The 23,375-nt window shown below is 64.9% G+C and carries 24 protein-coding genes; 7 read left to right on the top strand and 17 right to left on the bottom strand.

Features of this window, described 5'->3' with window-relative positions; all coding sequences use genetic code 11:
- Window positions 1–33: 33 nt before the first annotated feature.
- Window positions 34–591, top strand: a complete 558-nt coding sequence (hslV, locus tag ATO11_RS10710) for an ATP-dependent protease subunit HslV (protein WP_050530861.1) — start codon at window positions 34–36, stop codon at window positions 589–591.
- Window positions 588–1,652 carry a hypothetical protein gene (locus ATO11_RS10715; RefSeq protein WP_050530862.1) on the top strand — a complete coding sequence of 355 codons (1,065 nt, stop codon included), beginning with the start codon at window positions 588–590 and terminating at the stop codon, window positions 1,650–1,652. Before hslV ends, ATO11_RS10715 begins: the two co-directional genes overlap by 4 nt.
- Here ATO11_RS10715 and ATO11_RS10720 read toward each other — a convergent pair.
- Complete coding sequence (locus ATO11_RS10720; RefSeq protein ID WP_050530863.1) at window positions 1,649–2,029, bottom strand: DM13 domain-containing protein; 381 nt, start codon at window positions 2,027–2,029, stop codon at window positions 1,649–1,651. The two genes, ATO11_RS10715 and ATO11_RS10720, sit on opposite strands and share 4 nt — an antisense overlap.
- A gap of 153 nt (window positions 2,030–2,182) precedes the next feature.
- Here ATO11_RS10720 and hslU point away from each other — a divergent pair, with 153 nt between their 5' ends.
- Complete coding sequence (hslU, locus tag ATO11_RS10725; protein ID WP_050530864.1) at window positions 2,183–3,484, top strand: ATP-dependent protease ATPase subunit HslU; 1,302 nt, start codon at window positions 2,183–2,185, stop codon at window positions 3,482–3,484.
- 182 nt (window positions 3,485–3,666) lie between these two features.
- On the opposite strand, the gene ATO11_RS10730 is transcribed toward hslU, so the two are convergent.
- The 5 genes from ATO11_RS10730 to pip form a co-directional block, all read right to left on the bottom strand.
- The gene (locus ATO11_RS10730; RefSeq protein ID WP_050530865.1) at window positions 3,667–5,211 is read right to left on the bottom strand and encodes an ABC transporter substrate-binding protein; all 1,545 of its coding nucleotides are present in this window, start codon (window positions 5,209–5,211) and stop codon (window positions 3,667–3,669) included.
- 65 nt (window positions 5,212–5,276) lie between these two features.
- Window positions 5,277–6,932, bottom strand: a complete 1,656-nt coding sequence (locus ATO11_RS10735; protein WP_050530866.1) for an ABC transporter ATP-binding protein — start codon at window positions 6,930–6,932, stop codon at window positions 5,277–5,279.
- A 115-nt stretch (window positions 6,933–7,047) separates the two neighbouring features.
- Window positions 7,048–8,238: an ABC transporter permease gene (locus ATO11_RS10740; protein ID WP_423212707.1), complete on the bottom strand. Its 1,191-nt coding sequence runs from the start codon at window positions 8,236–8,238 to the stop codon at window positions 7,048–7,050.
- Between the two features lie 164 nt (window positions 8,239–8,402).
- Window positions 8,403–9,392 (bottom strand): ABC transporter permease, encoded by a 990-nt coding sequence (locus tag ATO11_RS10745; RefSeq protein WP_050530867.1) that lies wholly within the window; start codon window positions 9,390–9,392, stop codon window positions 8,403–8,405.
- 106 nt (window positions 9,393–9,498) lie between these two features.
- Complete coding sequence (gene pip / locus ATO11_RS10750) at window positions 9,499–10,479, bottom strand: prolyl aminopeptidase (protein WP_050530868.1); 981 nt, start codon at window positions 10,477–10,479, stop codon at window positions 9,499–9,501.
- A gap of 50 nt (window positions 10,480–10,529) precedes the next feature.
- Here pip and ubiG point away from each other — a divergent pair, with 50 nt between their 5' ends.
- Complete coding sequence (ubiG, locus tag ATO11_RS10755) at window positions 10,530–11,276, top strand: bifunctional 2-polyprenyl-6-hydroxyphenol methylase/3-demethylubiquinol 3-O-methyltransferase UbiG (RefSeq protein WP_050530869.1); 747 nt, start codon at window positions 10,530–10,532, stop codon at window positions 11,274–11,276.
- Here the strand turns inward: ubiG and ATO11_RS10760 are convergent.
- From ATO11_RS10760 to ATO11_RS10775, 4 genes are read right to left on the bottom strand one after another with little or no spacing between them, the layout of a single operon-like run.
- Window positions 11,273–11,722: a MarR family winged helix-turn-helix transcriptional regulator gene (locus ATO11_RS10760; protein ID WP_050530870.1), complete on the bottom strand. Its 450-nt coding sequence runs from the start codon at window positions 11,720–11,722 to the stop codon at window positions 11,273–11,275. The two genes, ubiG and ATO11_RS10760, sit on opposite strands and share 4 nt — an antisense overlap.
- A 4-nt stretch (window positions 11,723–11,726) precedes the next feature.
- A complete protein-coding gene (locus tag ATO11_RS10765; protein WP_050530871.1) occupies window positions 11,727–12,551 on the bottom strand; it encodes a carbon-nitrogen hydrolase family protein in 825 nt (274 codons plus the stop codon).
- A complete protein-coding gene (gene grxC, locus ATO11_RS10770; RefSeq protein ID WP_278044292.1) occupies window positions 12,548–12,808 on the bottom strand; it encodes a glutaredoxin 3 in 261 nt (86 codons plus the stop codon). The genes ATO11_RS10765 and grxC overlap by 4 nt, the downstream gene beginning before the upstream one ends.
- Window positions 12,809–12,840: 32 nt before the next feature.
- Window positions 12,841–13,566, bottom strand: a complete 726-nt coding sequence (locus ATO11_RS10775) for a ComF family protein (RefSeq protein WP_050530873.1) — start codon at window positions 13,564–13,566, stop codon at window positions 12,841–12,843.
- A gap of 17 nt (window positions 13,567–13,583) precedes the next feature.
- Between ATO11_RS10775 and ATO11_RS10780 the strand changes: the two genes are divergently transcribed.
- Complete coding sequence (locus tag ATO11_RS10780) at window positions 13,584–14,399, top strand: methyltransferase domain-containing protein (protein WP_050530874.1); 816 nt, start codon at window positions 13,584–13,586, stop codon at window positions 14,397–14,399.
- Window positions 14,400–14,434: 35 nt separating this feature from the next.
- Window positions 14,435–15,520, top strand: coding sequence for a ferrochelatase (gene hemH, locus ATO11_RS10785; RefSeq protein ID WP_050530875.1), 1,086 nt, complete (start codon window positions 14,435–14,437; stop codon window positions 15,518–15,520).
- A gap of 93 nt (window positions 15,521–15,613) precedes the next feature.
- On the opposite strand, the gene ATO11_RS10790 is transcribed toward hemH, so the two are convergent.
- Together ATO11_RS10790 and ATO11_RS10795 are read right to left on the bottom strand one after the other, a co-directional pair.
- Window positions 15,614–15,802 carry a hypothetical protein gene (locus ATO11_RS10790; protein ID WP_050531102.1) on the bottom strand — a complete coding sequence of 63 codons (189 nt, stop codon included), beginning with the start codon at window positions 15,800–15,802 and terminating at the stop codon, window positions 15,614–15,616.
- A gap of 141 nt (window positions 15,803–15,943) precedes the next feature.
- Window positions 15,944–16,546: a L,D-transpeptidase gene (locus ATO11_RS10795; protein ID WP_050530876.1), complete on the bottom strand. Its 603-nt coding sequence runs from the start codon at window positions 16,544–16,546 to the stop codon at window positions 15,944–15,946.
- A 163-nt stretch (window positions 16,547–16,709) separates the two neighbouring features.
- Between ATO11_RS10795 and dalA the strand changes: the two genes are divergently transcribed.
- Entirely contained in the window at window positions 16,710–17,273 is a 564-nt protein-coding gene (gene dalA, locus ATO11_RS10800) for a divisome-associated lipoprotein DalA (RefSeq protein ID WP_050530877.1), read from the top strand.
- 4 nt (window positions 17,274–17,277) lie between these two features.
- Here dalA and ATO11_RS10805 read toward each other — a convergent pair whose 3' ends face one another.
- The 5 genes from ATO11_RS10805 to ATO11_RS10825 all read right to left on the bottom strand — a co-directional run bounded on the left by ATO11_RS10805 (window position 17,278) and on the right by ATO11_RS10825 (window position 23,371).
- On the bottom strand, window positions 17,278–17,787 hold the full coding sequence (locus tag ATO11_RS10805; protein WP_050530878.1) for a L,D-transpeptidase family protein: 510 nt from the start codon (window positions 17,785–17,787) through the stop codon (window positions 17,278–17,280).
- A gap of 87 nt (window positions 17,788–17,874) precedes the next feature.
- Window positions 17,875–19,095 carry a class I SAM-dependent RNA methyltransferase gene (locus tag ATO11_RS10810; protein WP_050530879.1) on the bottom strand — a complete coding sequence of 407 codons (1,221 nt, stop codon included), beginning with the start codon at window positions 19,093–19,095 and terminating at the stop codon, window positions 17,875–17,877.
- On the bottom strand, window positions 19,092–20,918 hold the full coding sequence (locus ATO11_RS10815) for an ABC transporter ATP-binding protein (protein WP_050530880.1): 1,827 nt from the start codon (window positions 20,916–20,918) through the stop codon (window positions 19,092–19,094). Before ATO11_RS10815 ends, ATO11_RS10810 begins: the two co-directional genes overlap by 4 nt.
- Window positions 20,915–22,753, bottom strand: a complete 1,839-nt coding sequence (locus ATO11_RS10820; protein WP_050530881.1) for an ABC transporter ATP-binding protein — start codon at window positions 22,751–22,753, stop codon at window positions 20,915–20,917. The genes ATO11_RS10815 and ATO11_RS10820 overlap by 4 nt, the downstream gene beginning before the upstream one ends.
- Before the next feature lie 42 nt (window positions 22,754–22,795).
- Window positions 22,796–23,371 (bottom strand): LysE family translocator, encoded by a 576-nt coding sequence (locus ATO11_RS10825; RefSeq protein WP_050530882.1) that lies wholly within the window; start codon window positions 23,369–23,371, stop codon window positions 22,796–22,798.
- Window positions 23,372–23,375 lie beyond the last annotated feature (4 nt).

Consider the following 23,375-nt stretch of genomic DNA (forward strand, 5'->3'; position numbering starts at 1 on the left):
TATACAACGGAACCGTTGAAAAGGACGACACCCATGAGGCAAGACACGTTCCCCGGCTGGCACGGCACCACCATCATCGGCGTCAAGAAGGGCGGGCAGGTCGTCATCGCGGGCGACGGACAGGTCTCCCTTGGCCAGACGGTCATCAAGGGCACCGCGCGCAAGGTCCGCCGCCTGTCCCCCGGCGGGCACGAGGTCGTGGCGGGGTTCGCGGGGTCGACGGCGGACGCTTTCACCCTACTGGAACGGCTCGAAGCTAAGCTGGAGGGGCATCCCGGCCAACTGGCCCGCGCCTCGGTCGAACTGGCCAAGGACTGGCGCACCGACAAGTACCTGCAAAAGCTCGAAGCGATGCTGATTGTCACTGATGGAGACACGCTGCTGGTCATCACCGGCGCCGGTGACGTGCTGGAACCCGAACACGACGTCACCGCCATCGGATCGGGCGGCAACTATGCCCTCGCCGCAGCGCGCGGGTTGATGGAGGCCGACCTCGACGCCGAAGCCATCGCGCGCAAGGCCATGGCCATCGCCGCTGACATCTGCGTCTACACCAACGGCAACCTCACGGTCGAAACGATCCCGGCATGATCGACCGCGACGATCTGCGTGCCGCCGTCTCGGCCGGGGTCGTGACCGAAGCACAGGCCGCCCGCCTTGCCGCGCTGGCCGACAGCCGCAAGGGCGCGCGCGAAAACCTGAACGCCGGTGACGAACCGTTCGAGCTGTTCAAGGGGTTCAACGAGATCTTCATCGTGGTGGGCCTCGTCATCCTTGGCGCGGGCTACCTGGCCGTCGCCGGGCTTTCGACCGAACTGGGACAGCAGAACGTGTTCAGCCGCGCGATCCTGTTCGCAGCCCTTGGTGCGGTGATCCTGTGGGCGCTGTCGGAATACTTCATCCGCCGCCGCCGCATGGTCGCCCCGGCCATCACCCTGTCGATCTTCTGGGCGATCAATGCCGGGATCGGGCTGACCGCGTGGCTGTCCGAACCCTTCATGGTGGCGCAGGAAAACCTCAACAGCCTTCCCCTGCCGCTTGCCGTGACGACGCTGGCGGTGCTGGCGTGGTGGGCGCGGTTTCGCGTGCCCTTTGCCATGGCCTTGATCGCGCTGGGAGCCTTCGGTGTCGCCCTGATGTGGGTCGCCGCGCGCAACGGCACTCCCGCCCGGATCGAAGAAATCTTCCTGCTGTCCGCCGATGGCGGTTTCGCCTGGATCACGCTGGGCCTGGGCGTGGTGTTCTTCGCCATCGCCATGGCGTTCGACATGTCCGACCCGCACCGCGTGACCCGCCGCGCAGCGAACGGGTTCTGGTTACACATCATCGCCGCACCCGCCCTTGTGAACACTCTGGCGCTGACGCTGCTGAGTGGTGAAGGCATGAACATGCTGCTGGCGCTGGTGCTGGCTGTGTTCGCGCTGGTGGCGATCATCATCGACCGCCGCTCGTTCCTGATCGCGGCGGTCGGTTATTGCGTGACGCTCGCTTTCACCGTGTTCGGCGGCGAAGGTGGCGCGGCGGTGATCCTGACGCTCGGAATCGTGCTTCTGGTGCTGGGCGCGTTCTGGGAACGCATCCGCGCTGTCCTGCTGAGGGCGTTCGCGGGGGTCCTGCCGCTTGACCGGCTGCCACCGTCCACCGCGGCCTAGTTCAACTTGGCGACACCCAGCGGCACGTTGAACCGCTCGCACCAAATCCAGACCTCGTTGTAATCTTCGCCGTTGATGCCCTCGGGCACCTCGTAGGACGACGCGCCGCGGTTCTTCTTCAGCAGGCCCATCAGCGTCGACTTGTCATACCCGTCCTTGCCCAGCGCGACCTTGGGATCGGGTGCCCCGTCAAAGGTGAAATCGTCCAGCAGATGCACGATGAACTTGCCGTTCTCCTTGGCCAGCTCTGCACGGCCCGTGGTCACGTGGTTCGAGGCTCCCTCGAACGTGCCGATGCGGCCATGGCCACCCGCGATCCCGGTCGAGGCGGCGGTAATGCCCGCAAGGGACGTGATCAGAAATGCGCGACGATCCATCTGTGGTCCTCCAAGTCAAACGCGAAACATCGCCAACTTGCGCGATGCGGCCCCGCTTGCCTAGCGTCCCCACGCCGATGTGATCCCCTGTCATCACCTTGCGTTTTGTGCCCCGCCCCTTATGTGACGGGCCAGACCACGTGAAAGAGAGCCATGACCGACCTGACCCCCCGCGAAATCGTGCACGAACTCGACCGGTTCATCATCGGGCAGTCGGATGCCAAGCGCGCGGTGGCGGTTGCGCTGCGCAACCGTTGGCGCCGCAAGCAACTGGCCGATGACCTGCGGGACGAGGTCTATCCCAAGAACATCCTGATGATCGGCCCCACGGGCGTCGGCAAGACAGAGATCTCTCGCCGCCTCGCCAAACTGGCCCGCGCGCCTTTCATCAAGGTCGAGGCCACCAAGTTCACCGAGGTCGGCTACGTCGGGCGCGATGTCGAACAGATCGTGCGTGACCTTGTCGATGCCGCCATCGCCCAGACCCGCGATTACATGCGCGAGGACGTGAAGGCACGCGCCCACGCCGCTGCCGAGGAACGCGTGATCGACGCCATCGCGGGCGAGGACGCGCGCGAGGGCACGCGCGAGATGTTTCGCAAGAAGCTCAAGGCGGGTGAGCTGGACGATACCGAGATCGACCTCGAAATCGCCGACACGTCGAACCCGATGGAACAATTCGAAATCCCCGGACAGCCCGGCGCGGGCATGATGAACCTGGGCGAGATGTTCGGAAAGGCCTTCGGCGGACGCACCGTGCGCAAGCGCATGACCGTCGCCGAAAGCTACGAGGTCCTGATCTCGGACGAGGCCGACAAGCTGCTTGACGACGACACCGTGAAAACCGCCGCGCTGGAGGCGGTCGAACAGAACGGCATCGTCTTCCTCGACGAGATCGACAAGGTCGCGGCCCGTTCCGATGCGCGTGGCGGCGATGTCAGCCGCGAAGGCGTGCAGCGCGACCTCCTGCCCCTGATCGAAGGCACCACCGTCAGCACCAAGCACGGGCCGGTGAAGACCGACCACATCCTGTTCATCGCGTCGGGCGCGTTCCACATCGCCAAACCGTCGGACCTTTTGCCCGAACTGCAGGGCCGCCTGCCGATCCGCGTCACCCTGCGCGACCTGACCGAAACCGATTTCGTCCGCATCCTGACCGAGACCGACAACGCACTGACCAAGCAATACGTGGCGCTGATGGGCACCGAGGAAGTCACCGTCACCTTCACCGATGACGGCATCGCGTCGCTCGCCCGCATCGCGGCCGAGGTGAACGGCTCGGTCGAAAACATCGGCGCCCGCCGCCTCTACACCGTGATGGAACGCGTGTTCGAGGAACTCAGCTTCACCGCCCCCGACCGCACCGGCGACGCGATCACGGTCGACGCCGCCTTCGTCGAGGCCAACCTGGGCGAGTTGACCAAAAGCACCGATCTCAGCCGCTACGTGCTTTAGGTCCTTCTTCGGTTTGGAAATACCTTGGGGGGCCGTTTGTTGGGCGCCATTGGTCCGAGCCCAATGGACGGCGGGTGAAACCCCCGCTTTCCGCGACGCGCCACGCGCGGCGCAAAACCTGAAATGAAAAACGCCCCGCGATCTTTCGCGGGGCGTTTCGAATTCAGAACCGGGTCTAAGGCTTACGCCATCCACCAGCGTTCGATGATGCGGCTCGAGTCGAGCTGCCACAGGTTGCCGATGGTCGCACCGCCATTCGTGATCTTGGTCGAATGCGCGTCGACGTAGTTGGCGTACATCGGAACGACGGTGCCGCCTTCGGACGAAATCAGCGCCTGCATCTCGGTGTACATGTCGCGGCGCTTTGCCTGGTCCAGTTCGGCACGGGCGAGCAGCAGCAGCTCCTGGAAGCGGGCGTTCTCCCACTTCGTGTCGTTCCACGGCACGCCGGTCTCGTACGCGGTCGAGAACATCCAGTCCTCGGTCGCGCGACCCGACCAGTAGCAGGCAACCCACGGCTTCTTCAGCCACACGTTCGACCAGTAGCCGTCCGCCGGCTCCTGCACGACGTTGATGTCGATGCCCGCTGCCTTGGCCGAGGCCTGGTACAGCTGCGCCGCGTCGACCGCGCCCGAGAAGGCCGCATCCGATGACGACAGGTCGACTTGCAGACCGTCCAGACCGGCTTCCTTGATCAGGGCCGCCGCCTTGTCCGGGTCATAGTCGTTCTGCGGCAGGTCGGCCGCGTAGTACTGGTTCGCCGGACCGATCGGGTGGTCGTTGCCCACTGCGCCGTGACCCAGCAGCACCTTCTCGACCATCTCTTCGCGGTTGATCGCGAATTTCAGCGCCTGGCGGACCTTCAAGTTGTCGAAGGGCGACAGGTTGGTCAGCATCGGGAAGGTGTAGTGCTGGTTGCCCGTCACCTCGAAGATGTTGATGTTCGGGTTGGCTTTCAGCAGGTTTTCCAGCTTGAAGTCGACGCGGTTGGCGGCGTCGATCTGGCCGGTCATCAGCGCGTTCATCCGTGCGGACGAGTCGTTGATCGCGATCACCTCGACCGAGTCGAACCAGCCGGCCTTGCCATCCTTGTAGTGGCTGTCGACGCGGCTCATCAGCGTGCGCACGCCGGGATCGAAGCTGTCGACCTTGTAAAGCCCGGTGCCGATGCCCTTGGCGATGGCTTCCTCGATCATGCCTGCCGGGTACATCAGGATGTGATAGTCCGACATCAGGAACGGGAAGTCGGCGTTGCCCGCGGCCAGCGTGAACTGGACCTCGTGTTCACCCAGCTTCTTCATCTCGGTGATCGCCGACACGATCGGCTTGGCCGCCGATTTTGCACCTTCGGCGGTGTGCATCTGCAGCGATTCGATCACGTCATCCGCGCCGAACGGCTTGCCGTTGTGGAAGGTCACGCCCTGGCGCAGCTTGAACGTCCAGGTCTTGGCGTCGGCGCTGGCTTCCCAGCTTTCGGCCAGTTCGCCGACCAGTTCGCCATTGGCGTTCACCTCGGTCAGGCAGTCGAACACGCAGCCATGCGCAGTCACGATCATGTAGCTGTCCGAGTGCGTGCGCCCGTCCCAGCTGTCGGACGTGTTGGCGCCCGCAAGACCCAGTTTGAACGTGCCGCCGCGCTGTGCAGCGCGGACGGGCATACCTGTGGCGGCCAGAACACCGGCGGCTGCGCCGGTTTTCAGAAGGCCGCGACGGCTGATTGAATGCATGTCATCTCTCCCTGTTTGTGACGTGCTTTTTGTATGGCGCGGCCCCTCCCGCGCCGGTGGATTCCTCAGGTCATCTTGTCGACGGCAGCGTCCCCGATATTGTCCGCCCCGCGTTGCGCCAGAAGGTTGGTGAGCCAATCCGGGTCCATTTCGGGAACCGAGGCAAGCAGAAGGTCGGTATAGGGGTGGTGCGGCGGCGTGAACATGTCGTCTTTCTGCCCTTGCTCCACCACGCGACCATCCTTCATCACCACGACTTCGTCGCTGATCGCGCGCACGGTGGCGAGGTCGTGCGTGATGAACATATAACTCAAGCGCAGCTCGTCCTGCAACTTGGCCAGCAGTTTCAGGATCCCCTCGGCCACAAGCTGGTCAAGCGCCGACGTGACCTCGTCACAGATGATGAAGCGCGGTTCGGCCGCCAGCGCGCGGGCGATCCCGATTCGCTGCTTCTGGCCACCCGACAACTCGGACGGCAGGCGGTTGATGTATTGCGATGGCTCCAGCTCGATCTGCTCCAGCAGCTCTTCGACCCGCTTGCGCTTCTCGCGCCCGCGCAGGCCAAGGTAGAACTCGACCGGGCGGCCGATCAGCTCGCCGATGGTCTTGCGCGGGTTCAGCGCCGTGTCGGCCATCTGGTAGATCATCTGCGCCTGCCGCAGCTGGTCCTTCGACCGCTTGCGGTAATCCAGCGGCAGCGCGGTGCCCTCGAACTCGATATGTCCCTCGCGCGGTGGCAGAAGGCCGGTGATGCAGCGCGCCGTGGTGGACTTGCCCGACCCGGATTCGCCCACGACCGCGACGGTGCGGCCTTCGTGGATGTCGAATGACACGTCGAACAGCACGGGCGTCTTGCCGTAGGCGGCGGTCACGTTCTTCACCGCGATGACCGAGGTTGCACCCGTCTGCACGGCGGGTTTCTGCGGGCGCTGGAAGGAACGCACGGCCCAAAGCGACTTGGTATAGTCCTCTTTCGGGGCCGACAGCATGGTGCGGGTGTCGGCCTCTTCGACCTCGTCGCCTTTCAGCAGCACCTTGATGCGGTCCGCCATCTGCGCCACGACCGCTAGGTCGTGCGTGATGTAGATCGCCGCCGTATCGAACTGGTCGACGATGTCACGGATCGAGGCCAGAACCTCGATCTGCGTGGTGACGTCCAGCGCGGTGGTCGGTTCGTCGAAGATGATGAGGTCGGGTCGGCAGGACATAGCCATCGCCGTCATCGCCCGTTGCAACTGGCCGCCCGACACCTGGTGCGGATAGCGGAAGCCGATTTCTTCGGGGTTGGGCAGGCGCAGCTTGCGGTAAAGCTCGATCGCGTCCTTTTCCGACTCGGCCCGCGATTTCACCCCGTGCTGAACCGGCGCCTCAGTATGCTGGTCGATCAGCTTGTGCGCGGGGTTGAACGACGCCGCCGCCGATTGCGCGACATAGGCGATCCGCTTGCCCAAGAGCGAACGCTTGGTCGCGGCGGAAGCGTTCACAAGGTCGATCCCGTCGAAATTCACACTGCCCCCGGCGATGCGGACGCCGTCGCGGCAGAACCCCATCGACGCAAGGCCCACGGTCGACTTGCCCGCGCCCGATTCGCCGATCAGGCCCAGTACCTCGCCCTTGTGCAGCGTCAGGTCGACTCCGTTGACGATGGGGGTCCACGTTTCGTCGCTGCGGCCTTCCAGTTTCAGGCCCCGGACTTCCAGAAGAACGTCACGGTCTGTCATGTCCAGCTCCCACGGGCGTGCATCTCGGAAAGGGCGGCCCCCGGCCGCGGGTGAAGCCCCCTCGGGGATATTCCAACGACCCTCCCGAGGTCGGGCATGGTGCAGGCTTGGTCCCTCATTCCTTCAACCCCGAAGACCGGTGCAGCATCCAGTCCACCACGAAGTTCACCGCCACCGTCAGCAGCGCGATCGCGCCGGCGGGCAAAAGCGGCAGCATCGCGTATTGGGGCAGGAAGGCCGCGTAGTTCACGAACTGGCCAAGGTCCTTCACCATCGTCCCCCAGTCCGCGAGTGGCGGCTGGATACCAAGACCAAGGAAGCTGAGCGCCGCGATGGTCAGGAAGACAAAGCAGAACCGCAGGCCGAACTCCGCCAGAAGCGGCGCGTAGGCGTTGGGCAGAACCTCGCGGAAGATCAGGTAGGACATCCGCTCTCCGCGCAGCTTGGCTGCCTCGATGTAATCCATCACCACGATGTTCATCCCCACGGCACGCGCCAGCCGGAACACCCGAGTCGAATCGATCACCGCGATGATCACGATCATCGCCACCGTCAGGGACGACCCCTTGAACAGCGACGCCGCCGCCGTGATCAGCAAAAGCGAGAAGATCAGCGCCGGGATCGCCATCAAAACGTCCACAAGGCGGCTGAGAACCTGGTCCGTCCAGCCCTGCAGCACCGCGGCAAGGAAACCGCCGGTCACGCCGAGAAAGAAGGCGAGGATGGTGGTGACGAAGGCGATGCCGACGGTGTTCTGCGCGCCATAGATCAGGCGGGAATAGATGTCGCGCCCGATCTGGTCGGTCCCCAGCGGGAAGCCCGGATCGCCGCCCATCTCGGCCGAGACGAGCGGGATGATGTTGGCCTTGGCCAGCACTTCCTCTTGCCCATAGGGCGCGATCCACGCGGCGAAGATCGCGGCGATGGCGTAGCACAGGATGATGAAGATGCCGAAGGCGGCGGTGCCGGGCATCTGGCGGAACAGCTTCCGCGATCCCGGCGTCCCGATCCACATGCCCAGTTGCCGGAACAGGATCGCCGCGACCACCGCCGCCGCCAGCCCGTGGATCGCCAGCCGGAAGAAGAAGTAGCTGTCCGGCATCCCGCCCGCCGTCGAGAAGCTGATGCTGTAGGTATAGGCCACCGCGATCGCCACGACGGCGGCAAAGACATAGCCGACGGCGACGGCCAGCGTCATGTCGCGGTAGAACGGCGCGTTGCCGGTCATCGCCTGCCCCGCCGCGCGAAAGCCGTAACCGCCCGCGATCACCAGCAGCAGGTAGACCAGCCATTTCCACGCGCCCAGCGCCGCCGCGGCGGGCGTTGCCAGCGCGACCACCCAGCCGACCGGGGTCATGACCAGTTGCAGAAGCGTCAGCAGCGCCGACAGGATGCCAAGGCCCAAGGCCCGGTCCAGCAGAACGACGACCAGCGCAACCGCCGCGCCGAAGGGAAGCGCCATGTCTCGGCTCATTTGGGATGCCTCAGGCGCGGGTTCGACAGGATCGAAAGCACGTCCGCCGTCAGGTTCAGAAGGATGTAGGCGGCGGCGAAGATCAGGCAGCAGATCTGCACCATCGGGATGTCACGCGTGCGCACGGCGTCCACGAACAGGTTGCCGATGCCCGGATAGGCGAACACCACCTCGACCACCACGACACCGGTGATCAGGTAGGCAAGGTTCAGCGCGATCACGTTGATGATCGGGGCCAGCGCGTTCGGAAGCGCGTGCTTGACGACCACCCGCATGGGGCTGATGCCCTTCAGGCGCGCCATCTCGATATAGGGGCTGGCCAGCAGGTTGATGATCGCCGCCCGCGTCATCCGCATCATGTGCGCGGTCACGACCAGCGTCAGCGTCAGCGCGGGCAGCAGCGTGGTATAGACCCGCTCTCCCAGCGGCATGTCGGGCTTGACCGAGGCCAGCGACGGCAGCCACTGGCCCTGCACCGCGAGGAACAGGATCAGGATGTAGGCAAGAAAGAACTCCGGGCTGGAAATCGACGACAGCGTGAAGATGTTGGCCCCCCGGTCGAACACCGACCCGCGATAAAGCGCCGCCAGAACCCCCAGGAACAGAGAGAACGGGACCGCGATCATCGCCGTCAGGCCGGCAAGGAACATCGTGTTGTAAAAGCGCGGCGCGATCTGCGTGGTGATCGGGATCAATTGGTCGCCGCCCATGTTGGCCGCGAACATCAGCTGCGAATAGGATACGCCAAGGTCGCCCGTGACCAGCGCACCCAGCCAGTCGAAATACCGCACCCAGAACGGCTTGGTCAGCCCGATCTGTTCGCGGATCGCGGCCACGGCCTCGTCCGTCGCGCCCTGGCCAAGGATGGCCTGCGCAAAGTCGCCGGGCAGCAGGTTGACCGACCCGAAAATGACGATGGAAACGATGAACAGGGTCAGAATGCCCAAGCCGATACGCTGTACCAAGATTCGCAAGACCGAGTTCATGGTCGGCGATGTCCCCCCGTGTTCCCTGGAATGTAACCGTTCACACTTGGCAGAGGTCTGTAAAGCCCTTTGCCGGAATTGGACCTATGGCTGGTGAAGAATTGGCCTAACGGGGGACACGTTGCGGCAGAATATCCATGATTTCGACCAGCTGGCGCGAAATGTTCGGTTCTGACAGGGCGTGTCCCGACAGGGGCATCATGTGCAAACGCGCCGACGGCCACTGGTTGGCAAGACGATGCGCACTGATCGGTGGACAGATCATGTCGTACCGCCCCTGAACGATCCAACCCGGCAAATGCGCGATCCGCCGGACATTCTCGACGATGTAGTCGTCGGAGGGCAGGAAGCCGAGATTGGTGAAATAGTGGTTTTCGAGCCGCGCGAAGGCGCGGGCGTAGTGACCGGGCGGGCGCCCGCCGGCCCCGTCGCTCTGGATCGAGGCAAGCGCGTTTTCCCATGCCGACCATGCCTGCGCGAACTTGGTCTCTTGCGGCAGGTTCCCCGAGAACAGGCGCGCATGGTACGCGCCGATCAGGTCGTCGCGTTCCGCTTCGGGAATCATCCCGGCGAAACTTGACCACGTGTCGGGAAAGAAGCGTCCGGCCCCGCCGCCATAGAACCAGTCAAGCTCGGGCCGGGTCATCAGGAAGACCCCTCGCAGCACCAGCGCGCGCACCCGGTCGGGATGGGTCAGGGCATAGACCAGCGCTAGCGTCGCGCCCCAGCTGCCGCCGAACCCGATCCATTTCTCGATCCCCAGCAGCTCGCGAATCTTCTCGATGTCGGCGACAAGGTCCCACGTCGTGTTGTGCGCAACGCTCGCATGGGGCTGGGACCGGCCGCAGCCGCGCTGATCGAACAGCACCACGCGATAGACCTTGGGATCGAAATACCGCCGCATCGCCGGGCTGCACCCGCCACCCGGACCGCCGTGCAAAACGACAACGGGCACCCCGTCGGGGCGCCCGCATTGTTCGACGTACAGGGTGTGACCGTCGCCAACATCGATCATGCGCTGATCGAACGGGTCGATCGGCGGATGCAGCGACTGGACTGCGCTCTTTTGGCTCGGGTCTTTGTCCATCTGGAGTCCTATATTGTCCGGAAGGTACAAAAGACCATAGGACAAATGCCATGACCGTTGCCGAGACCACGGTGAATCCGGCGGAAATCGCCAAGTTCGAAGCGATGGCCGAGGAGTGGTGGGACCCGAACGGGAAGTTCAAGCCGCTGCACATGCTCAACCCGTGCCGGCTGGACTACATCACTACCCAGATCGCGGCGGAATTCCGCCGTGACCTCGCGACGCCCAAACCGTTCGACGGGCTGCGAATCCTCGACATCGGGTGCGGCGGCGGTCTGTTGTGCGAACCCATGGCGCGGCTCGGGGCCGAAGTCGTGGGCGCCGACGCGGCAGAGCGGAACATCCCTGTCGCGCGCGTGCACGCGGCGCAGTCGGGGCTGGACATCGATTACCGCCACACCACGGCCGAGGCGATGGCGGCGGCGGGCGAGCAGTTCGACATCGTGCTGAACATGGAGGTCGTCGAACACGTGGCCGACCCGCTGGCCTACCTCACCGCCTGCCAGCAGCTTCTGAAGCCCGGCGGGCTGCACCTGTGCTCGACCATCAACCGCAACCCGAAATCCTACGTGATGGCGATCGTGGGGGCGGAATACGTGATGCGCTGGCTGCCCAAGGGCACGCATGAATGGTCCAAGTTCATCACGCCCGACGAATTGTTCGACCTGATGCGCCAGGCGGGCCTCGAACCGGTGGATCGCAAGGGATACGTGTTCAATCCGCTGGGGTGGAGCTGGTCGCTGTCGGACCGCGATCTGAGCGTGAACTACGTCACCGCGGCGCGCAAACCGGGCTAGGTTTCGGGCTCTCCCGACATGCGGTCACGCAGGGCGCGCAAGAGCGGCAGCGCCTCTTTCACCGCATCCGGGCCAAGGTCCTCGACAAGCCCACGCAGCATGGGAGAGATGGCCTGATATGCCACGTCCCGCGCCCGCGTGCCCGCAGGGCTGATCGACACCCATTTGCGGCGGGCGTCGTCCCAGTCGGGGCGCACGTGCACGTATCCCGCCCATTCCAGCTTGGTCACCGTGTTGGTCATCGCCCCGCGCGTGACGTGGAACAGTTGTGCCAGTTGCGCGGGCGTCTTTTCCGACTTGGTCCGCGCAAGGTGGTTCAGGACCGAGAAGTGCGAAATCTCCATCCCCTTGGGCAACACCTTCGACAGCTGGTTCCGCGCCAGCTGATCGACCGTGAGGATTTCGCCGAACAGCGAAACCGCAAGGGTATCGGTGGTGTCGTCCATCAGGTCAGGCCAGGTCCGTTCCGTGGGTCAGCGCGGGGATGCGCCTTCGTGCTTGTGCCACCTGATCGCGATCCAGATCAATGAGCGTGATGCCTGTGTCTTCCCCGCCATCGGCCAGAATCTCTCCCCACGGCCCCACGGCCAGCGAATGCCCATAGGTGCGGCGCGGCTTGCCTTCGGATGCGGCATGCGTGCCGGTTTGCGCGGGTGCGAGCACGTAGCTGCCCGTCTCGATCGCCCGCGCGCGCAACAGCGTCTCCCAATGGGCATCACCGGTCACGGGTGAAAACGCCGACGGCACCGTCAGCACCTCGGCCCCCGCCTGCGCCAGCGCGCGATAGAGGTAAGGAAAGCGCAGGTCATAGCAGATGGTCATGCCGATCCGGGCAAAGGGCGTCGGCGCAAGCGCGACGTCAGTGCCTGGCCGGTAGCCCGCCGATTCGCGGTATTGCTCGGTCTCACTGACGGTGACGTCGAACATGTGTATCTTGTCGTATCGCGCCGCGATGGTCCCGTCCGGCGCGATCAAGAAGGACCGGTTGGCGAACCGGCCATCGGGATCGTCCGTCTTCAACGCCAGCGACCCGATCAGCAGCCAGATGCCCAGCGCCGCCGCGTCCTTGCGCAGCGCGGCGAGCGTGATGTCATCCGCTTCGTGCTGCAGAACGTCGATCTGGCGCGCGCGGCGGGTCGACACGCAATTGGTCACTTCGGGCGTCAGAACAAACCCCGCGCCGGCCCCTGCCGCCTCGGCAATCAGCGCGCGGGTCGGGCCAAGGTTCGCAGCCGGGTCGTCGCTGCTGTTCAGTTGGACAAGGCCCGCCTTCACGCCGCCAACAGCGCATCCAGCTTGCCCGCGCGTTCCAGCGCGTGCAGGTCGTCGCTGCCACCGACATGAATGTCACCGATGAAGATCTGCGGCACCGTCCGCCCGCCATTGGCACGTTGCATCATCTCTCCCCGACGCTGCGGTTCGGCGAGGATGTCGATCTCAGTGAACGAGACGCCCTTGGACGTCAGCAGCCGTTTGGCCATGTGGCAGTAGCCGCAGAGGGGCGAGGTGTAGATTTCGACAGGTTTCGTCACGATGCGGTCCTTTCTGGTCCGTTGTGCGATACCTAGGCGTCCTTGACCGCGCGCGCCAGTACCACGACGGAAACCCGTCTTGCGCGGGCCGCAAGGCAGGCATCTGCCGCCGCCGCGAGCGTCGCGCCCGAAGTCATCACGTCATCGACCAGGAGAACCTCCCGCCCCGCGACCCGGTGGGCACGCCCCGGATGGACGGCGATCGCGTTCTGCATCTCGGCGAACCTGTCGGTGACCGACCGCGCATCAAGACTGCGCGTGGCGCGCGTCCTTTGCAGCAGGTCGGGCGCGTGGGACAGGCCCAGCTCCTTGGACAGCGCGCCGCTCAGCAAGGCGGCCTGGTTGAACCGGCGCTTGGCGAGCCGCCAACGGTGCAGGGGCACGGGCAAGACCAGCGTCGAAGGCGAGACGAGGTCGCGCACCCGCGCCGCCATCCACCGACCCGCCGGAACCGCGATGTCATGGCGGTCGCCGTGCTTGAGGCCAAGAACCAGCCGCCGCGCTTCGTCCTTGTAGATCAGCGCGGCGCGTCCGTGGTCCCACGGACGGACGATGCGCAGGCATTCATCACAGTGCTCGGCCTGGTCCGACGTGCCCGGCAAGGGCGTCCCGCAACCGTCACAGGACAGCCCGGTGACGAAGGGCGTGTCGCGCCAGCAGGCACCGCACAGCCCGAAATCCGACGCCACCTGTCCGCCGCAGGCAAGGCAGCGCGGCGGGTAGAGCAGGTGAAGGGCGGTTTGCAACGTGGCGCGCATGAGACTATCTGCCCGGTATGAAAGAGGCTGACCTGATCGACCGCGCGGCGCTGGACCGCAACCGCGCCCGCATGGATCCGGGCAAGGGCACGTTCCTGCACGACCTTGCCCGAGACGAGATCGACCATCGCCTCTCCTTGGTTAACAAAGCGTTTAATTCGGCCGCCGTGGTGACGCCTGTGCCGGCCGCATGGGACGGGATGTTGCCGGACATGCGCTGCGTCCCCGACACGGACACGCTTGACCTTGCGCCCGCGTCGCATGACCTCGTCGTGCACGCGATGTGCCTGCACTGGGCGAACGACCCGGTCGGGCAATTGATCCAGTGCGCCCGCGCCCTGCGGCCCGATGGGCTGTTGCTGACGGTGTGCCTTGGCGGGCAGACGCTGCATGAACTGCGCGCGGCCCTCGCCACGGCAGAGGCCGAGATCACCGGCGGGCTGTCGCCGCGCGTGCTGCCCATGGGGGACGTGCGCGACCTTGGCGCGCTGTTGCAACGGGCGGGGCTTGCCCTGCCGGTGGCCGACAGTTCGCCGGTGAATGTCACCTACCGGACGCCCCTGCACCTGATGCAGGACCTGCGCCGGATGGGAGAGACGAACGCACTCTCCGACCGCCTGAAACACCCCACGCGGCGGGCCGTGCTGATGCGCGCGATCGAGCTTTATACCCGGACCCACGCCACCGACGGCGGGGTCACGGCGACCTTCGACATGATCACCCTGACCGGCTGGGCGCCCGACGCGTCACAGCCCCAACCCTTGCGCCCCGGCTCTGCCACGGCACGCCTTGCCGATGTGCTGGGCGCGGTCGAACGGCCCCTGAAGGATTGACGCCACCCCACCCCGCGATAGATGCAGGTCCAGAAATGACAAGAAGGACGCCGCCCGTGCTCGCTCCGAACGAGACCGAAACCCGCCCGAACCACGCGCCCGCAACGCACCCGGCCCTGCCCACGGCCAAGGTGGGCATCCTGCTGGCCAACCTCGGCACGCCGGACAATTACGATTACTGGTCCATGCGGCGCTACCTGGGCGAGTTCCTGTCCGACCGCCGGGTGATCGATTACTCGCCGTGGCTGTGGCAACCGCTGCTGCAACTGGTGATCCTGTCGAAACGCCCGTTCAGTTCGGGCGAGGCGTACAAATCCATCTGGAACCACGACAAGGGCGAAAGCCCGCTGATGACGATCACCAAGGACCAGACCGCCGCCATCGCCGACGACCTGAAGGCGCAGTACGGCGACAAGGTGCTGGTCGATTTCTGCATGCGCTATGGCAACCCGTCGACCAAGTCGAAGGTGCGCGAGATGGTCGAGGCCGGGTGCCGCAAGATCCTGTTCTTCCCGCTCTATCCGCATTACGCCGGTGCGACCTCGGCCACCGCAAATGACCAGTTCTTCCGCGCGATGATGGAAGAGAAATGGCAACCGACGGCGCGGGTCGTCGACCCTTATTACCAGCACCCGATGTATATCGAGGCGCTCGCGCAGTCGGTCGAGCGTGCCTATGCCGCGGCCGAGAAAAAGCCCGACATCCTCGTCTGTTCGTACCACGGCGTGCCGAAACGGTACCTGCTGGAAGGCGATCCGTACCATTGCCAGTGCCAGAAAACGACGCGGCTGCTGAAAGAGCGGCTGGGATGGGATGACAGCCAGATCACCACGACCTTCCAGTCGAAATTCGGCCCCGAGGAATGGCTGAAACCCTACACCGTGGAAGAAGTCGCGCGCCTTGCCGAAGAAGACGGCAAGACCAACATCGCGGTCATCGCGCCCGCCTTTTCCGCCGATTGCATCGAAACGCTTGAAGAGATCAACGAAGAGATCAAGGAAAGCTTCGAGGAAGCGGGCGGCGAGGATTTCACCTATATCCCGTGCCTCAACGACGATCCCGCACATGTCGCGGCGCTGACGCAGGTGATCCGCGAAAACCTTGGCGGCTGGATCGACTGACCGATTTTTCCTGACGGTACCAATAGAAAAAGGCGGTGGAACCCACCGCCTTTTTCGAATTCTCAAGCCACCCGGTAATCCGGGCGAACCGCCTTAGTTGGCGACTGCAGCTGCAACCAGCAGGAACAGGACCAGCGGGACGATGATGCCGCCCGAGGACGAAGCTTGCTCAACAGCCTCTTCGACGATCACGGGTGCTTCGATGATGACTTCGTCTTTGCCGCCTGCGAAAGCGGTCGAAGCTGCGCCAGCCAGAACTGCGGCGAGTGCGAGTTTTTTCATGATATCCTCCAGATATTCGCTTACCGCGCACAGGCGCGCGGAAAGCCCCAAGACTTAACCTCGTGAGTCCCTTCAATCAGTTAAGTTGCGCGATTGCAAACCCTTGATGCTTAAGAACGTCACGCACAAGCCGTCATGTCGTCAAATAAGCAACACTTGTGTGCCCACTTTCGCCAGTTCGTACAGCTCTTCGATGTGCTGGTTGTACAGGCCGATGCATCCGTTGGACGACCGGCGCCCGATCTTGCGCGTGTCGTGGGTGCCGTGGATGCGGTAATACTGCCAGCTGAGGTGCAGCGAACGCGTGCCCAGTGGGTTGTCCGGGCCGGGGCCGATGAAGTCGGGCCATTCGGGATTGCGGATCTTCATGGCTGGCGTCGGGCGCCATGACGGGTTGGGATCCTTCAGCGTCACGCGGGTCCGTCCGCGGCGCGTCAGGTCCTCGGTCAGCGGCACGGAAGACGGATAAAGCTTGTAAAGCGAGGCATCTGCCGACCAGTAGTGCAGCGCGCGGCTGTCCACATCGACAAGGATCGCCCCGTTTTCGAGGTTGCGGAAATAGGGCCGCCAATCCAGCGCGCGGAAGCTTGAAATGTTGCGCCGCACCGCGCGGCTCAGGTCGCGCTCCACCTCGGTCGTGTTGGCGTTCACGTCTTGCGCAAGCGCGGGTGCGCCCAGCACGGTCGCGGCGGTTCCGGCAAGGAACGCGCGACGGTTCAGCGCCTGTTTCGGGGTATCGGACATGGAAATTCCCTCGTTCTCGGAAACCGGACTCGTTCTTGGCAAAATATTGCCGTAATGCCGCAGTCGCAAATCAAACCGGCGTGTTTCGGCCAAGTCACGCCGATGTGGGTTTGAATCGCAACGCCCCCACGTTAAGCCACCGCAAAAAGCCGAGGCCAAACCCATGCGAGTCTTCCTTATATTGCTGTGCCTGTCGTTTGGGGTTGCCGCATGCGCGCCGTCAACGTCGTCGCCCCAGCTTGGACCTGATGGACTGCCCCTGCCAAAGCTTTACCGGATCCGCCCCGCCGACACCGCGGAGATCCAGTTCCGGGTCGAGGACGGCGTGAACGCGCTTCGTCGCGCGGCTGGCGTCGCACCGGTTCGCCTCAACGCGCAACTCAACGCCGCGGCGGCCACCCATTCGCGCGACATGTCGCTGCAGAACCGGCCGTGGCACTTTGGGTCTGACGGGTCGTCGCCGATCGACCGCACCCGCCGCGTCGGGTATCCGGGCCAGTTCATGGGAGAGCTGATTTCGGAAACCTACGAAACCGAGCTGGTGACTCTGGGCGCATGGTCCGAAGACCCGGTGACGCAAAAGGTTCTCCTTGCGCCCGGCGCGCGCGATCTTGGCTTCGCATGGTTCCAGGAAGACAACGGCAAGATCTGGTGGACGCTGGTCCTTGGCGGTCAGGCGCTTCCCACGGCAACCGTCGCAACCCCGGAGATCGCAGCGGTCGAGTGACCCGTCAGGGGTAGATCGAGATCACCGTGCCGTTCTTGACCATGGCATAGATCTCTTCGATTTCGCGGTTTTTGACGGATATGCAGCCCGCCGTCCAATCCTCGCCCCGTTTCTTCGCGCGCCGCCAGTCGACCCGCGCATTGGGACGCCCGTGGATGAAGATGTCCCCGCCCGGACTTTTACCTTGCGATGCGGCATAGGCGCGGTCCTCGGCATTCGGGTACGAGATGCCCAGCGACAGGTGAAAGGCCGATTTGGGATTGCGCCGGTCGATCAGGTAGTCGCCTTCCGGCGTCTTGCCGTCGCCTTCGAACTGCTTGTGGCCCCGTGCGGTGAAACCAAGCTGCACGTCATAGCTGCGCAGGGTTTCCGACCCGCTCAGAAGGTACATCCGCCGCGTGTCCTTGTAGACAAGGATCCGGGTAACCTCGGGCCCGGTGTACCTTTGAAACTTGCTCGCGCAGGCTGACAGGAACGTGGAAACCGCCCCCAGCAGGAAGATCCGGCGTTTCATGACCCAACCTCGTTTTCTTTTTATCTGGCCCGAGTGTACGCCAACCGCCCCCTCTGTGCGAGAGGCGATTCATGCGCCGGATTGCCGTCATGCAAGCGTGAAGGTCGCCGCCAGTTCGACATGCGCGGACCAGCGAAACTGGTCGACAACCCGCACCGGCCCCATGGCGTATCCAGCGGCGGCTAGCGTGGCCGCATCGCGGGCAAAGGTCGCCGGGTTGCAGGACACGTGCGCGATGCGGGGCAACCGCGCCTCGGCCAGCCGCGCGATCTGCGCCTCCGCCCCCGCGCGGGGCGGGTCGATGACGGCTGCGTCGAACCCTTGAAGCTCGTCCGGCTCCAATGGACGGCGAAACAGGTCCCGCGTCTCGGTTGTCACGCGCTTCAGCCCGTCCGTCTTGCGCCATGCGGCGTCGACCGCCGCCATCATCGCGCGGTCGCCTTCGACCGCGTGCACCGCCGCGCCCGACGCCAGAGGAAAGGTGAACGTGCCCGACCCGGCGAACAGGTCGACGACACGCGCCGCATCACCGATACCTTCGCGGACCGCTTCGACCAGCGCGGACTCGCCGTGCGCCGTGGCTTGCAGGAAGGCCCCCGGCGGGGGGACGACGCGCACAGTGCCAAATGTCTGGTAAGGCGGACGGGCGGCGGCGACCGGTTCGTCCCCGCAGGTCAGCCGGGCGAGGTCAAACCGCCCTGCCAGCGCGCCAAGCTCTGCCCGTGTCGGCCCGTCAAGCACCTTGCCGCCCGACACGAACACGTCCAGCCCTTCGACACTGTCAGTGACGGTGACGGCGGCTTCCCCCTTGCGACTGCACAGCACCGCGCCCAGCGCCTCGACCATCGGAAGCGCCGCGCGCAACCGATCGGTCAGCACCTGGCAGTCCGGAATCGCGACAATCGTGTCGCTGGCCCGCGTGTGGAACCCTGCAAGCGCCCCCTTTTTCGTCCGCCGCACGGCAAAGGTGGCCCGGCGCCGGGACCGGGGCGGCGAGGTTTCGGTCCGCGCCACTTCCGCCTCAAGGCCGCGCGCGGCCAGCGCATCGATGACGATCTGCCGCTTCCAGTCCGCGACGACTTCATCGGTGGCATGCATGACCTGGCACCCGCCGCATCCGGCGTAATGGCGACAGGGGGGCGAAACCCGCGACGGCGACGGGGTGAGGATGCGAATATCCGTCAGGCGTGACCCGTCCAGCGTGCCGGTCACCTCTTCGCCCGGAAGCGTGCGGGGTGCAAAAAGCCCACATTCGGTGACCCCGTCACCGCGATGGCCCAGCCGCGCGATTCGATATGTCCCGGTCACTCTGCCGCCTGATCAAGCCCGAGGAACCCGCCCGACTGGCGATGCCAGTACCGGGCATAAAGCCCGTCCCGCCGCAACAGCTCGGCATGGGTGCCTTCCTCGACAATCCGGCCTTCGTCCAGAACGACGATCCGGTCCATCCGCGCGATGGTCGACAGGCGGTGTGCGATGGCAAGGACGGTCTTGCCCTCCATCACGCGGTCGAGCGCCGATTGAATCGCCGCTTCCACCTCGCTGTCGAGCGCGCTTGTCGCCTCGTCCAGCACGAGGATCGGGGCATCCTTCAGGATGGCGCGGGCCAGCGCGATCCGCTGGCGCTGGCCGCCAGACAGCTTCACCCCGCGCTCGCCCAGATGCGCATCGTACCCGGTGCGGCCCGCGTGATCGACAAGGCCCTCGATGAACGCGTCCGCCTCGGCCTGCCGCGCGGCCTCGACCACGTCCTCGAACGGGGCGTCGGGGCGGCCATACTGGATGTTGTCCAGCGCCGAGCGATTGAACATCGCCGTGTCTTGCGTGACCATGCCGACGCTTTGCCGCAGGCTTTCCTGCGTCACGTCCCCAATATCCTGCCCGTCGATGCAAATGCGACCCTGTTCCACCGCGTATAGCCGCAACAGCACCGATACGAGCGTCGTCTTGCCCGCGCCCGACGCGCCCACGATCCCCAGCTTCTCTCCCGGTGCGATGGTCAGCGAAACGTCCGTGATCCCGCCTGCTTCCCGGCCATAGCCAAAGCTGACGTCGTCAAACGCGACCTCGCCGTTCGGTACCGCGAGATCGCGGGCGTCTTCGGCATCTTCGACCCGTTCGCGCGGGGTGAGCGTGCGCATCCCATCCTCGGCCTCGCCCACGTTGGCGTACATCGCCATCAGCGTGAAACTGACCCAGCCGGTCATCTGTGAAATGCGGATCGCCACCGCGCCCGCCGCGGCGATGTCGCCCGGCGTCGCCTGCCCGGCCTGCCAGATCAGCAGCGTGCCCCCGATCAACAGCAGCGGCAGGATCCCCGCCAGCGTCATCAGGCACAGGCGGAACACGGCACTCAGCCGTCCGAAGTGCAGCGCATCCCGGCGGAACCGCGCCATCGCGCCCAGCGCGGCGCCGTCTTCATGCCCGGCCGAGGCGAACAGCTGCACCGTTTTGATATTGGTGATCGTGTCGACGACCTGCCCCGACACCATCGCCCGGCTGGCCGCGCGCGACCGCGACCGGACCCGCACGCGCGGCATGAACCAGCGGATCATCGCGAAATAGGCCACCAGCCAGACAAGGAAAACCGCCGTCACACGCGCGTCGATGGCCGTCAGCAACAGAAGCGCGCCAAACAGCGACGCCACGGCGAAGGTCACGACATTGAACGTTTCCGCCACGATGTCGGTAATGGCGCGGGCGGCCTGCATCTGCTTTTGCGCGATGCGGCCGGCAAAGTCGTTGTCGAAGAACGTGACCGATTGGCCCAGCGTCCAGCGATTGAGCCGCGACAGGACAAGGGTGTTCACGTTGGGCTGCACGATCATCGCGTTGGTCGCCGCCGAGGCGCCGAACGCCAGCGGCCGCACCAGCATGAAGAACACGACCGCGCCGATGATCAGCCCGACGTTACCCGCCGAGAAAAATCCTTCCGGCCCACCGGACACCGCGCTGTCGATCACCCGGCCAAGGATATAGGCGGTCACCGCCTCCATCGCGCCGGCAAAGGCCGAACAGATCGCGGCCAGCCCCAGACCCCACCAAGCGCCCGACAGGCACCATGCAAGGAATGCGCCCAGCGTCTGTGGCGGCGGGCCCTTGGCTGGCTGGAAGGGATCGATCAGCTTCATTCGGCGGCTTCGGTGTTGAGGAACCCGCCCGATTGACGAGACCAGAAACCGGCATATAGCCCGCCCTTCGCCAAAAGCACATCATGCGTCCCGTCCTCGACGATGCGGCCCTCGTCCAGAACGAGGATGCGGTCGAGATGCGCGATGGTGGACAGGCGGTGCGCGATGGCGATCACCGTCTTGCCCTGCATCATGTCCTTCAGCGTTTCCTGGATCTGGGCCTCTACCTCGCTGTCCAGCGCGCTTGTCGCCTCGTCCAGAAGCAGGATCGGCGCGTCTTTGAGGATCGCCCGCGCCAGCGTGATCCGCTGTCGTTGCCCGCCTGACAGCTTCACCCCCCGTTCGCCCACATGCGCATCGTATCCGCGCCGCCCGTCGGCATCTTCGAGATCGGGAATGAACTCCTCGGCACGGGCCTGTTGCGCGGCGGCGCGCATCTCGTCCTCGGACGCGGACGGTTTGCCGTAAAGGATGTTTTCCCGCACCGAGCGGTGCAGCAGCGCGCTGTCCTGCTGCACCATCCCGATCTGCGCCCGCAGGCTGTCCTGCGTGACCTGCGCGATGTCCTGCCCGTCGATCAGGACCCGCCCGCCATCAGCGTCGTAGAACCGCAACAACAGCTTCACGAGTGTCGACTTGCCCGCGCCGGACCGCCCGACAAGCCCCACTTTCTCCCCCGGCCGGATGACAAGGTCGATCCGGTCCAGCCCCCCGGATTCACGCCCATAGTGGTGTGTCAGAGACTGAATCTCGATCCGCCCATCCGTCAACAGCAAGGGTTTCGCCCCCACAGCATCGACCAGTTCTATGGGTTGCGCGATCGTCTCCATCCCCTCGCGCACCACGCCCAGTTGCCGGAAGAAACTGGTGAGCGACCACATGATCCAGCCGGTCATCGAGTTCAGCCGCAGCGTCAGCGCGGTCGCCGCCGCCACGACGCCGACGGTTGCGGTATCCTGCATCCACAGCGTCAGTGCCCAACCGACCACCGCGACGATCAGCAGCCCGTTCAGGACGACCAGAGCGAAGTCCATGAAGGTGAACAGCCGCATCTCGGCCATGAAGGTCCGGCGGGTGTTCTCGATCGCGTCCTTGGCGTAGTCGAGTTCCCGCTGATCGGTCGCGAACATCTTCACCGAATGGATGTTGGTGTAACTGTCCACGACCCGACCCGTGACCTCGCTGCGCGCGTTCGATGCGGCCTCGGATGCCGGGCCGACGCGGCGCACGGTCCAGACCACCAGCCAGCCGTATAGCCCCAGCCAAAGCACCAAAGGCACGGCAAGGCGCGGATCGGCCTGCGCCAGAAGGATCACCGCACCCACGGCATAGGCGATGGCAAAGGTGATCGCGTCGAACACCTGGAACACGGCCTCTCCGGCGGCGGGCGGCGTCTGCATGATGCGGTTGGCGATGCGCCCGGCAAAATCATTCTCGAACCAGCCCACGGATTGGCGCAGCACGTGTTTGTGCGCGCGCCAGCGGATCAGCGTCCCGAAATTCGGCAGGATCGTGTTGTTCAGCAACAGCACGTCGATGCCCTGCACCAGCGGACGGACCAAGAGGATGAAGAGGCCCAGCAAGATCAGCGTGGTGCCATGCGTCTCCCACACCTGCGCGGGATCGCCCGACAGGATGTCCACGACCCAACCCATCAGCCAGATCAATCCAATCTCGATCGCGGCGACGACAACCGAAAAGAGCGCGGCATAGACGAAGATGCGCCTGAATGGCCGGGCATAGTCCAAAAGGAACGGCCACAGCCGGTCGGGCGGCGTGTCGGTCTCCTGATACGGGGTGTAGGGATCGACGAGGCCCTCGAAGAACTGGAACAATCGCACGAAACGCCTCTTTCCCGGAGCCCGGTTGCTATCACGTCAGACGAAAATCAAGAACGCGAACACCGCCAGCGCCACCGCCATCGTGCGGGCAAACAGGCGCCAGGCCATGGGCCGCGTCAGCAACCTTTGTAGCAGCGCCCCCGCCGAGGTCCAGAACAGGCAGACAAAGAGGTTCACCCCGGAAAACGCCAGCGCCAGCCGCGCGGCCTCGGACACCGGGCCACCAGCGCCGGGATAGGCCGACGCGGCGGTCAGGGCGACTGCCCAGACCTTTGGATTCACCCACTGAAACAGGACCGCTTCGAAAAACGTCATCGGGCGGCCCTTGCCATCGGCGGACCGCGCGGAAGATCGCCACAGGCCCAGCGCCATCCACAGGATCCACGCCGCCGCGATGATTTTCAGAACCAGTTCCAGGGCCGGTTGCGCCAGCAGCAGCGCGGCGATTCCCAACCCAGTCACCGCCGCGATCACCCCCACGCCCAGCGCGACGCCCAGAAGATGCGGCAGCGTCGCGGCAAACCCGAACCGCGCACCCGACATCGTCAGCAGGATGACATTCGGTCCGGGTGAGAACAGGCCGAGGAAGACAAAACCATAAAGCGGATCCATCCGG

The sequence above is a fragment of the Pseudaestuariivita atlantica genome, from assembly GCF_001205715.1.
GTDB classification, from domain to species: domain Bacteria; phylum Pseudomonadota; class Alphaproteobacteria; order Rhodobacterales; family Rhodobacteraceae; genus Pseudaestuariivita; species Pseudaestuariivita atlantica.

Bases quoted from the DNA above. Each gene is read 5' to 3' on its own strand.
- dalA (WP_050530877.1), top strand. From the start codon at position 16,710: ATGCGAGTCTTCCTTATATTGCTGTGCCTGTCGTTTGGGGTTGCCGCA.
- ATO11_RS10735 (WP_050530866.1), bottom strand. From the start codon at position 6,932: ATGACAGACCGTGACGTTCTTCTGGAAGTCCGGGGCCTGAAACTGGAA.
- ATO11_RS10805 (WP_050530878.1), bottom strand. From the start codon at position 17,787: ATGAAACGCCGGATCTTCCTGCTGGGGGCGGTTTCCACGTTCCTGTCA.
- ATO11_RS10760 (WP_050530870.1), bottom strand. From the start codon at position 11,722: ATGGACGACACCACCGATACCCTTGCGGTTTCGCTGTTCGGCGAAATC.
- ATO11_RS10825 (WP_050530882.1), bottom strand. From the start codon at position 23,371: ATGGATCCGCTTTATGGTTTTGTCTTCCTCGGCCTGTTCTCACCCGGA.
- ATO11_RS10730 (WP_050530865.1), bottom strand. From the start codon at position 5,211: ATGCATTCAATCAGCCGTCGCGGCCTTCTGAAAACCGGCGCAGCCGCC.
- ATO11_RS10795 (WP_050530876.1), bottom strand. From the start codon at position 16,546: ATGTCCGATACCCCGAAACAGGCGCTGAACCGTCGCGCGTTCCTTGCC.
- hslV (WP_050530861.1), top strand. From the start codon at position 34: ATGAGGCAAGACACGTTCCCCGGCTGGCACGGCACCACCATCATCGGC.
- pip (WP_050530868.1), bottom strand. From the start codon at position 10,479: ATGGACAAAGACCCGAGCCAAAAGAGCGCAGTCCAGTCGCTGCATCCG.
- ATO11_RS10780 (WP_050530874.1), top strand. From the start codon at position 13,584: ATGAAAGAGGCTGACCTGATCGACCGCGCGGCGCTGGACCGCAACCGC.
- ATO11_RS10720 (WP_050530863.1), bottom strand. From the start codon at position 2,029: ATGGATCGTCGCGCATTTCTGATCACGTCCCTTGCGGGCATTACCGCC.
- hslU (WP_050530864.1), top strand. From the start codon at position 2,183: ATGACCGACCTGACCCCCCGCGAAATCGTGCACGAACTCGACCGGTTC.
- ubiG (WP_050530869.1), top strand. From the start codon at position 10,530: ATGACCGTTGCCGAGACCACGGTGAATCCGGCGGAAATCGCCAAGTTC.
- ATO11_RS10775 (WP_050530873.1), bottom strand. From the start codon at position 13,566: ATGCGCGCCACGTTGCAAACCGCCCTTCACCTGCTCTACCCGCCGCGC.
- ATO11_RS10745 (WP_050530867.1), bottom strand. From the start codon at position 9,392: ATGAACTCGGTCTTGCGAATCTTGGTACAGCGTATCGGCTTGGGCATT.
- ATO11_RS10815 (WP_050530880.1), bottom strand. From the start codon at position 20,918: ATGAAGCTGATCGATCCCTTCCAGCCAGCCAAGGGCCCGCCGCCACAG.
- ATO11_RS10715 (WP_050530862.1), top strand. From the start codon at position 588: ATGATCGACCGCGACGATCTGCGTGCCGCCGTCTCGGCCGGGGTCGTG.
- hemH (WP_050530875.1), top strand. From the start codon at position 14,435: ATGACAAGAAGGACGCCGCCCGTGCTCGCTCCGAACGAGACCGAAACC.
- ATO11_RS10790 (WP_050531102.1), bottom strand. From the start codon at position 15,802: ATGAAAAAACTCGCACTCGCCGCAGTTCTGGCTGGCGCAGCTTCGACC.